General features: G+C 62.2%; 7 protein-coding genes and 2 pseudogenes. 3 read left to right on the top strand and 6 right to left on the bottom strand.

All coding sequences use genetic code 11. The features are described from left to right. The 3 genes and pseudogenes from A2Z13_10130 to A2Z13_10120 all read right to left on the bottom strand — a co-directional run bounded on the left by A2Z13_10130 (nt 1) and on the right by A2Z13_10120 (nt 3067). Nucleotides 1-796 (bottom strand): annotated as a pseudogene (locus A2Z13_10130) (ABC transporter permease). 45 nt (nt 797-841) lie between these two features. Next, nucleotides 842-1765, bottom strand: a complete 924-nt coding sequence (locus tag A2Z13_10125; protein OGP77607.1) for an ABC transporter permease — start codon at nt 1763-1765, stop codon at nt 842-844. Between the two features lie 129 nt (nt 1766-1894). Continuing rightward, nucleotides 1895-3067: a branched-chain amino acid ABC transporter substrate-binding protein gene (locus tag A2Z13_10120; GenBank protein OGP77606.1), complete on the bottom strand. Its 1173-nt coding sequence runs from the start codon at nt 3065-3067 to the stop codon at nt 1895-1897. 486 nt (nt 3068-3553) lie between these two features. Between A2Z13_10120 and A2Z13_10115 the strand changes: the two genes are divergently transcribed. Continuing rightward, complete coding sequence (locus tag A2Z13_10115) at nt 3554-4039, top strand: hypothetical protein (GenBank protein ID OGP77608.1); 486 nt, start codon at nt 3554-3556, stop codon at nt 4037-4039. Between the two features lie 50 nt (nt 4040-4089). Here A2Z13_10115 and A2Z13_10110 read toward each other — a convergent pair whose 3' ends face one another. Then, the gene (locus tag A2Z13_10110; GenBank protein ID OGP77605.1) at nt 4090-4293 is read right to left on the bottom strand and encodes a hypothetical protein; all 204 of its coding nucleotides are present in this window, start codon (nt 4291-4293) and stop codon (nt 4090-4092) included. Here A2Z13_10110 and A2Z13_10105 point away from each other — a divergent pair. After that, complete coding sequence (locus A2Z13_10105) at nt 4292-7429, top strand: hypothetical protein (protein OGP77604.1); 3138 nt, start codon at nt 4292-4294, stop codon at nt 7427-7429. The two genes, A2Z13_10110 and A2Z13_10105, sit on opposite strands and share 2 nt — an antisense overlap. 37 nt (nt 7430-7466) lie before the next feature. Further along, nucleotides 7467-8081 carry a hypothetical protein gene (locus A2Z13_10100; GenBank protein ID OGP77603.1) on the top strand — a complete coding sequence of 205 codons (615 nt, stop codon included), beginning with the start codon at nt 7467-7469 and terminating at the stop codon, nt 8079-8081. Nucleotides 8082-8486: 405 nt separating this feature from the next. On the opposite strand, the gene A2Z13_10095 is transcribed toward A2Z13_10100, so the two are convergent. Together A2Z13_10095 and A2Z13_10090 are read right to left on the bottom strand one after the other, a co-directional pair. Then, nucleotides 8487-9053: a hypothetical protein gene (locus A2Z13_10095; protein ID OGP77602.1), complete on the bottom strand. Its 567-nt coding sequence runs from the start codon at nt 9051-9053 to the stop codon at nt 8487-8489. A 357-nt stretch (nt 9054-9410) separates the two neighbouring features. Further along, nucleotides 9411-9931 (bottom strand): annotated as a pseudogene (locus tag A2Z13_10090) (hypothetical protein).

Genomic DNA, 9931 nt, shown 5'->3' with positions numbered 1-9931 from the left:
ACACGGTGGGCAGGTCGGCCCAATCCGGCTGCCCGCTCAAGCCCCGCGGCCCGCGGACGAATTCCAGGTTCTCGATCAGACTCTTGACGATGAACATGAATGCGAGGGAGATGATGGCCAGATAGTCGCCCCTCGTCCGAAAGGAAGGAATCGCGACGAACAGGGCCCCGATGGATGCGACACATCCGCCCAGGATCAGGGCTACGGGAAACAGGAACGGTCCAAGGGCAGGAGGGAGGGAAGCGACTCCAACGAGTTGAGCATCGACGAACAGGCCGATGGTCAACACCGAGGCGCAATAGGCGCCGAGGGCCATGAACCCGGGGTGGGAACACGAGAACTCGCCCATGTAGCCGTTGATCACATTCAAGCTCAAGGTGAGCATGACGGCGATCAGGGTCAAGCGAAGCACGAGGACACGGTAGTCGCTGATTCCCGCCCAGAGATGCAAGATGGCGTAAAGCAAGGCAAGGTGAACGGCCGCGGTGATCGCCATCGGGAACCGGAAAAGCGAAGCGGCGATTCCGTTCGTCAGGGAGATGCTAAGCCGCGTAGCGACAGCCATGGGCACGATGTAGATGAGCAGCGTGTAAAGGATCACGTTGGGGATCAGGACGGGATTCTTGAGCATAACGGAGAGACCGAACAAGACCGGTATTTTTTGCAATCCCAGGACCTGTGCGAGAGGAGTGCCCGCGAGGCGTTCCAGCGTAACCGCGACCAGGGCGCCGAAAAACCAACCGAGCAGCGGGACCCGGGAAAACGGCACAAGGATATTCCGATTCAACAACCCCACCCGTTCCGACCTCCCCCCGCTTCCATTTTCCATGGCACTGGACGTCTAAAGCCTCAACCGCGCGCTGTACGGCTCCCCGAAGAAGCCGTGAGGACGAAACGTCAGGATCAGCAGAATGATCGAGTAAGCGATCAGGTCGCGCAGCGTCGAGGGGAAGATCATGGCCACGAAGATTTCGGTGAACCCCAGAAGGAAACCGGCGAGCGTGGCTCCCATGACGGACCCCCTTCCCCCCAGGATGGCGGCGACGAACGCCTTCCAGCCGAACAGAATCCCCATATACGGGTCCAATACGGGGTAGGCGACGCCGAAGAGGATCCCCGCGGCGGCGGCCAGCGCGGACCCCAGCGCGAAGGTGAGGGCGATCATGGTGTTGAGCGGCACCCCCATCAGGGGCACGACGGCGGAGTCGAAGGCCATCGCCCGAATCGCCATCCCCCACTTCGTTCTCCGGACGAACTGGTGCAGGGCAAGGGCAAGGAGCAACGACACGAGAACGATCATGATCTTCTTGTTGGTGACGAATACGCCGCCCACGTCATAGGTCGTGGTCGCGATCAGGGAAGGGAAACTGATCCGCCGGGCTCCCAGCAGGGCCAGGTTGCCGGTTTCCAATATGATGCCGATCATCAATCCCGTGATCGCAGCCGAGGCCCGCGGCGCGTCCCGCAAGGGCCGATATCCCACCCGCTCCACGATCATGCCGACGAACGAGGTCAGGAACATGGAGAAGAGGATGGTCAGCACGAGGATCAGCCAGTTGGGCACGGCGACGACGCCCCAGGAGGCAAGGGCGATGAGGGCCATGGACACCCCGAAGCCGATGTACGACCCGACCATGAAGATATCGCCGTGCGCGAAGTTGAAGAGCATGAGGATGCTGTACACCATGGAGTATCCCAGGGCGATGAGGGCGTAGAAGCTCCCCCACTGGAGGGCGTTGACCAGGTTCTGGAGGAAAATCACCATCGGTTCGCTGCTCGTGTACTCAAGAAAGGCGGGCTCGGGACCCAGGTCCCGGCCCGCCTTTTCATCGATTCGAATCCCTTCGCCGGACGACTGCGATCCCGCAATCGCCCCTCCCCGGGCTGCCTCTCCTTACGGACAGGCGGACTTGTAGAACTCGAACTGGCCCTTGTCGCTGATCCGGACGATGACGGCGCACTTGCTCGGGTCGCCTCCCCCGGTGAACGTCATCTCGCCGGTGATCCCCTTGAATTTCTTGATCCGGCCCATCGCGGTGCGGACGTTGTCCCGGTCCTTCTTCAGGTCTCCCGTGAGCCCCCCGGTATCTTGAATCGCCTTCTGAACGAGCTGCATGGCGTCCCAGGTGAGCGCGGCCACGTCGTCGGGAACGTAGCCGTGCTTCGCCTTGTACCTGTCGATGAATGCCTTGGTCGCTCCCGTCGCCCCGGCAGCGGCATAGTGGGTGCTGAAGAAGAGCCCGTAGCAGTCCTTGCCGCAGAGGTTGACCGTCTCGGCCGAGCCCCAGCTGTCGCTTCCAACGATCGGGTTTTTCCACCCCAGCTGATGGGCCTGCTGCACGATCAGGGCCACCTCGTTATAGTACTGGGGGGTGAAGAGGACCTGCGCGCCGGAATTTTTGATCTTCGTCAGCTGGGAGCTGAAGTCGGTGTCCTTGGTGGTGAAGCTCTCGTAGGCCACGACGGACCCGGGGCCATGGAGGCCTTCCCACGCCTTCTTGAAGAATTCGGCCAGTCCCTTGGGGTAGTCGCTCGCCACGTCGTACAGGACCGCGGCCTTGGTGAATTTGAACTCCGTCGTGATGAAATTGGCCAGCACCGGGCCCTGGAAGGGATCGAGGAAGCAGGCGCGGAACACGTAGGGCCGGTTCTTGGTGCTGTCGGGATTGGTGGACCACGGGGTGATCATCGGCGTCTTGTAGTTGTTCGCGATCCCGCCCGCGGGCACCGCCTGCTTGGAGGCCTGCGGCCCCACGAGGACGAGAACCTCGTCCTCGGTGATCATCTTGGTGGCGGCCTTCACGGCGGATTCCGCCTTGGATTCGTTGTCCTCGATGATCAGCGCGACGGGGAACTTCTTCCCCCCCACCGTAAGCCCCCCGGCGGCTTTGACGTCCTCGAGCCACATCTGGGCCGCGAACTTCGTGCCCTCCCCCACCTTGGGGATATCGCCGGTGAGCTCGGCGTTAATCCCGATCTTGATCGTCTGGGCCTGAACCCAGCCGGAAGGGATGAACGTCAGAAACCCCACAAGGACACAAACACCAACCAGTGACCGTTTTCGCATCGCTCCTTCCTCCTTTTCCTCCTTTGGGTGCTGTTGATTCTTTACATAACGAACACCTTGTCCGATGGGCAATCCCTACCCCCTTTTTAAATAGGCCAAGAACCTGGACCCTGGCCCCTTCAGTCAACGGTGGTCTGATCCCCGGGATGGCGTAGGGTTAAAGATAGGGAGCGGGGTGGGAGGCTGTCAAGACGAAATACGGACGATGAAAATGGAGAAATGGACCGCATCTTCCCCAGCAGCCGGACGAGGCCCAAGGTGTCCTGCCTGCAGTATTCCAACAGCGCCTTGCGCAGCCGGGCCCGGCAAGATCGAAGAACAGGAACCGTGATTCCTGGGTCATGCGTCCATTCAAACTGGGTTCATCTTTTGCCATTGTTAAAGTTGTCGCCTATACGAGTCGATATATATGTATACGCCGGGCATTCGGCGCATGTTGATAATGGAAATCTTCTCGTGCAGATCGAGAGCAGCAAGGAGGTGCATATGAAAGAACGTTTTGTATCGGTGGGCGTTTCCGCGGTCCTCGCAGTCCTTTTTCTTTCCAGCCTGCCGGGTTCCGCACCGGCGGAAATCAACGTCAACCTCAACATCGGCCCCCCGCCGGTGATCGTGGCGGAACCCCCCGAGGTCGTCCTGATCCCCGGAGCCGGAGTCTATTTCGTCCCCGATCCCGGTGTGAATCTCTTTTTTCATGCAGGGTTCTGGTGGTCGCCTCGGGGTGACCGGTGGTACCGCTCCCGGGCCTACAACGGTTCCTGGGCGGCGGTAGAGCGCCGCGCCGTCCCGGTCGAGGTCATCCGGGTTCCGAAGGATTACCGAGTCCGCTACAAAAAGGCAAAACATATCCCGTACGGACAGTGGAAGAAGGAACATTCCCAGAAATACGACGATAATGGCCGGCACGGCGATCGTCACGACCGCAAGGAACATGGGAAGGTGGACAAGCGCGGGCGTGGCCACGACGATTGACCACCGGCCCCGGCAGGCAGCAGCCGATGCCGAGGCCAATGCTCCGGAACCTACGTCACGGCAACACGCCGGGGGGTCATGACGCGACTGCCCTTTACCTCTCGGGCTGACTTGCCCCCCTGATACCTCTCCAATTGGGTGCCCGACAGGAATTGGGGGCGGATGACCCCCTTTTTCATCTCTCCATCCCTCCTTAATATAAGCGCATAATTCAGGTGAAGCATCGTGGGGAGTTCAGTGACCCTGAGACGCATGGCCCTCTGGTGTGGCGCGGGATTGGCGGCCCTTCTGGGGGTCGCCGCGCTGGCCGTGGCGTTGGCCGTCTACCGGCCCCAGCTGGTCCGCCCATGGGTGCAGCGGGCACTGACTCCGCGGGGCGGAACGGCTTCCCTGGCCGGCCTCAGACTATCGCTCACCCCACCGGCCCTTGAACTTTCGGGCCTCGCGATCGCGGGTCCTCCTCGAGAGGGCGACCTCCTGCGCCTGGACCACCTGCGGTTCGAGCTGATCCCTCGCCGCTTCTTCCGTGGAGGTCCGTGGCTGCGGCACGTGGAAGCCAGGGGACTTGCCTTCGAGCGCCCGCGGCCCCGGGAGACAAAGGGCCCACCCGACCTGACGCCGCTCACCCGGTTGTTCGACATCGAGGACTTGTCGCTGACGGACGCCCGGCTGCGCGTGGCCTTGCCCCAAGGCGATCTCGCGGCCGACGGGGTCCGTTTGAGCCTGATCCCGGGGGAAGGGGGCATCCGCGCTTTCAGCGGGTACGGGGAGCTGACCTTCCGCCGGAAGGACAGTTCCCTCGCCGAGGGAAAACTATCCGCCAGGGGACATGTGACGCCCGGCCCAGCTATCGAAGCCGACCTGGAACTGGCGTCGGCCCGCCTGATGCTGCCGGGACTCACCGGCGACGTTTTCGGCCAGACCCGGTTGCGGGTGACTCCGATTCGTTTCCAGGCCTTGGAGCTGACCTTGACCCTGACGCAGGGGCACGTGAGCCTGGGTCCGCAAAAGACGGAGAACCTGGGCCCGATCCGCCTGAACGCGGCGGCAAGTTCCACGCTGGAGGGAAAGGAACCTCGCCTGGAGATGCGCGAGCTCGACATCGGAGGCCTGCTCCTGGCAAGGGGGCAGCTTAGCGGCTCCACCCTGGAAGAGATGTCCGGTACCGTGGACGGGGAGATCCCCCGGGTCGAACGGGTGAAAACCGTTCTGGCCCCTCTCTTGCCCGGCAGTCTGACGGGCATGGATCTCACGGGCAGGCTCCCCTTCGCCTTCCGCCTCTACGCCAACGGGACGGCACGCGTGCTGGCCCTGGAACTCCTCCCCCGGGATCTGCAGTTTTTGTGGCCGAACGCAGGGCTTGGTTGCCGCTTCGGGGGATCCTTGCTGGCGGAGAGCCCGCTCCAGGGGTGGCTTCCCGGCAAGGCCAGTCTGTCCGGGCGGCTGCAGGGAACGGGGTATTTCGAGCGGCCACCGCTAATGGTGCGCATGTTTCGATTCGATGTGCCGTTGTCCGGTGAATTCCCCGCTCCCACGTTGCCAGGCTGGAATCTTTCGGTCGGAGCGGGCGAGGTGATCTACGAAGACCGGCCCCTGCCCCTGGGAACGTTGGAACTTAGGGGGTCTTCCAGGCTGGCCGATCATTCCTATCGCGTGGAAGACGTGGACATCCAATCCGATTCCCTCGGCCACTTGATGGGTAAGCTTGCCTTCCGCGGAGGGAGCTTAAGCGGCCGCCTGAAAGGGGCGAGTCTGCCGGCGGACAACCTGGTATCCCTCGCACGCGTGCTGAGCGGACAGGAATGGAAGGGCTGGTCGCCCACGGGCGCAATCGACGTCGCCGCCCAGCTCGAACCCGCGGTGGGCGGCTCCCGGGTATCGGCCACGGCGACGCTCGCACAGATCGGCTTCACCTCGCCCGCCGGCGACGTGATGGGTCAGAAACTCGCCGGCAGAGTCGACCTCGAGGCGCTGCTTGTCCCACAGCCCCGGATGAAAGCCGACCTGGTCCTGCGCCAGGGCGAGGCCCTCTGGGGCACGGTGTACGCCGACCTTGCCAAGGATCCTATGGACCTCCACGCGTGGGGAACGCGAGTGAGCCCCGAAGAGTACAAGGACCTTGTGCTGGAAGGCGGTTCGGCGGGGTTCGGTCGCCTGAAAATCGAGGGGAAGGCGCGCCATGCAGGAGGAAAATGGCGCCACCAGGGGCACCTCGTATTAAGCGATGCGCGGCTTGGGGCCATCTTCCGGACATTCCTGAGGGACCCGCTGGCAGCAAAGCAGCGCGATCTGGCAGGACTGGAGATGGATGGGGCCGCCGAGCTCGACATGGCCTTCTCCGGCTCCGTGCAAGCGGTCGATCTGGCGGGGACGCTCCGGCTGCGCTCGGGCGATGTCCGACGGGGGGCGGAGCCGCCGCTCCTCTCCGGGCTCGACCTCGACCTCCCGATCGCCTACTCCCTGGGAGACGCGAATCCAGGCCACTCCAGACCGTCCGACGCGGCAAAGTGGGGCCGGTTGAGCTTAAAGAAACTTCGCCTTGCCGGACAGGAACTGGGGCCCTTGGAGATGCCCGCAGTCCTGGTACCCAACCACCTCTACCTCGGGGGAACGATCGATGCGTCCCTGTTCGGAGCCAAACTGTCCCTGCGGCGGATCCAGGTGGACGAACCGCTTTCCCCGGGCTTCCGCATCACCCTGGCGGCGCAACTGGACGGTCTCGACCTCGCCCGGGTCGCCGGAGAGAACTCCATGCTGGAGGGACACCTGGGAGGCCTCCTCGATCCCGTTGCCATCGGCCGGGAACGGATGACCGCCGACGGAGAGCTGACCGGCGATCTGTTCGGCGGCCGGTTGGACGTCCGACACGTGACGGTGGAACGGCCCTTCGGCGCGGGCCGGGAAATCGGCGCCGACGTGAACGTAAGCCGGGTTGACCTGGAACGACTTTCCGCGGCCTTGGGCGTCGGCCGGATCACCGGGCGCCTCTCCGGTTCCGTGGAGGGTTTGCGGGTCGCTTACGGCCAGCCGGTCGCGTTTCATCTCACAATGGAGTCGGTACCCGCGAAAGGGGTGACCCAGAATGTGAGCCTCAAGGCGGTGAACTCCATCTCCTTGGTGAGCACGGGCTCCGGGTTGAGCGGCTTGGGGGCCTCCCTGATGACAACGTTTTTCAAGGATTTCACCTACGAGAAGATCGGTTTCGAATGCGGCCTGAAAAACGACGTCTTCACCGTTCGGGGGCTCATCCATGAAGATGGTGTAGAGTATCTGGTGAAGAGGAGTTTTTTTGGCGGGATCAACGTGATCAACGCCAACCCGGACAACCGCATCGGTTTTTCGGATATGCTGGACCGTGCGAAACGTGTGACCAGCGAACGTTCCAAATGAGACGGGTGCATTTATCCAACAACGAAAGGGGGATGGCATGGAACGATCCGCGCATCGCTATTCTTTTTCTGTCCTCACGGTTCTCGCGCTCATCGTAGGGTGCGTCACGGTAAATATTTACTTCCCCGCCGCCAAGGTGGAGAAGACAGCCGAGAAGATCGTGGATGAGGTCTACCAGGAAAAGAAGGAAATCCCCAAGCAGGAGCCAACGGAAAAGCCGCAGTCGTTGAACGAGCGAGGCATTTTCCACAGCATTGCCCGGCTTGCCCGCTTCGGGCCCGCGGAGGCGTTCGCCCAGGAAGCCACAACCGTGAGCAACGCGGCCATCCGCGGGTTGAAGGAACAGATCGGCCAGAGGCACCAGGAGTTGCTCCCCTACTATCAGCAGGGCCAGGTGGGAATCACAAAGGACGGTTTCCTGGAGGTCCGTGGGACCAGCGGCCTGGGTTTGCCGCAGGTGGCGTCCCTGAAGAGACTCGTCGACGCCGACAACGCCGCCCGCCGCCAACTCTACGAAGAGGTGGCGAAAGCCCTCAACCTGAAGCCGGAGCAGGTGTCCCAGGTCCGGCAGATCTTCGCGAAGCAATGGAGGGACAAGGCCCAGACCGGCTGGGCGGTCCAGGCCGACGATGGCCAGTGGGGCCGCAAGTAACGGCTCACCGCGGAAGGGGGCCAGGACCCTACGCCCCCTTCCGTTTCTTCACTCCTCTCCCTTCCCTTGGTGAATAATCCAGTCCCCCCCTCGTTCTAATGAAGGAGTCGCAAAAGGGTTTCATACCTCGGATTGCAGAACAGGGTTAAGGGAGCGAGAAAATGAGAAAAACCTTGCTGGTTTTCTTGACCTTTATTTTTATGACGCCGATGCTGTCCGGCTGCTTCTGCCCCTATTATATGGACGATTGGCATGGCAGAGGCTATCGGCACGACAGGGGATATCCCGAGGACAGGCGTTACGACGATCGACGTGACGGATACCGTGATTACAGGGAACGCCGCTAAAGCTGCCCACCCTATCCAACGGCTGAACACGCCGGTGCCCGCCGACCTCGATTCAGCGTTAAAAACGCGGGACGCCGCGGGTTAGCCGCAGGGGGGTGCCGGACTTCGCGATCGACCATGCGGCGATCGTCATGCCGTCCCAAATGGCGCCTGCGCCGATGTGTGCATCGATTTCGGCAGGCGTCGCCCGAACGATCTCGAACTCCTCCGTTTCATCCGGCATTCCCCCGATATACTGCAACTCCCTCGCAACGTATACGCGGCACATCTCGTCGGTAACACCGTTGTAGGGATTGAACTCCCCGGCCAAGACCAGGCTCTTCGCGGAATATCCGGTCTCTTCCGCAAGTTCCTGCCGCGCCGTCTCATCGTGCGTTGAGCCTTCTTTCACGCTCCCGCAGGGAAATTCCAGGCTCTCCTTGTTCAGCAGGTAGCGATACTGGTTCACCAGCACCATGGTTCCATCCTCCAGAATCGGGATGACCATGGAAGAACCGTTCGTATGGACGTAATGGTACTCGCCGGATTTTCCCGACGGCAGCTCGAAAGCGTCCCGCTTATACGTCCACCAAGGGTTCCTGAAGACGATCGATTCCGAAAGCTTTTTCCAGGCTTTTATCGGCATTCGACAAACTCCTCCGTCTTTTTTCACCTATAATGTTATCCATGATTTCCAAGTCGCCTTCAACACCCGCCGAGGACAGGGAAACGGTAAGGCGCCAGATCCGCGCTCTTCTCGAGGAAAGCCCCCATAGCGCAAAAGAGATCTCCTTCTCCATCCGAAGGCCGGAAAAGGAGATCGAAAACCACCTGGAACACCTTCAAAAAAGCCTTCGCGCCGAAGGACGCCGCCTGACGCAGGTTCCCGCCGAGTGCCGGGGGTGCGGGTTCGTGTTCCGGAAACGGGAGCGGCTCAAGGCGCCGGGCCGATGTCCCCTCTGCAAGGGGGAGTCGATCTCCGACCCGTCCTTCCGCGTGGCACCTACAACGTGGTCAGCGGGCCCATCTTGACCACTTCGAATTCGTTCCCGGTCAGACGCTTCAGGGCGTTCATTTCGTCATCGTTCCACCGGGAGTCGGGTGCCCCCGACAGGAACCAGTTTCCCCCGTTGTCGGCCAAGATCATTCCATAGGTCTTCAGCGCCTGGAGGACCACGCGGGCGCCCGGCGGGAACCCCGAGATGTCGATCCCGGCCTTCAGGCGAACGCGCATCCCCATCGGAGGCAACGACGGGTCGGTGCTCGCGCTGGCGAAGTGCCGGGCCGGATAAACGTAGGCACGACGTGTCCTCGCGGCCGTGAAGCGCAACGCATGGCGGATGACTTTCCCCTCCAGCACCTCGTCGTAACGGACGAGCCCCGGGAAGATCGGCAACCCGGCGGCGTCGGCGGAAGTCCACCCGGCTGGACGAAGTGCATTCGAAGAGAGGTCGAAGATCGCCCCCGAGCCGGCGGAATATCCAGCTCCGGACGGATAGGCGGCGAAGAGCTCGTAGAGCTTCC

Source organism: Deltaproteobacteria bacterium RBG_16_64_85 (assembly GCA_001798885.1).
Taxonomy (GTDB): Bacteria; Desulfobacterota; Deferrimicrobia; order Deferrimicrobiales; family Deferrimicrobiaceae; genus FEB-35.
The sequence above is the reverse complement of the archived record's forward strand: the minus strand, read 5'-3'. Positions and strand labels throughout refer to the sequence as shown.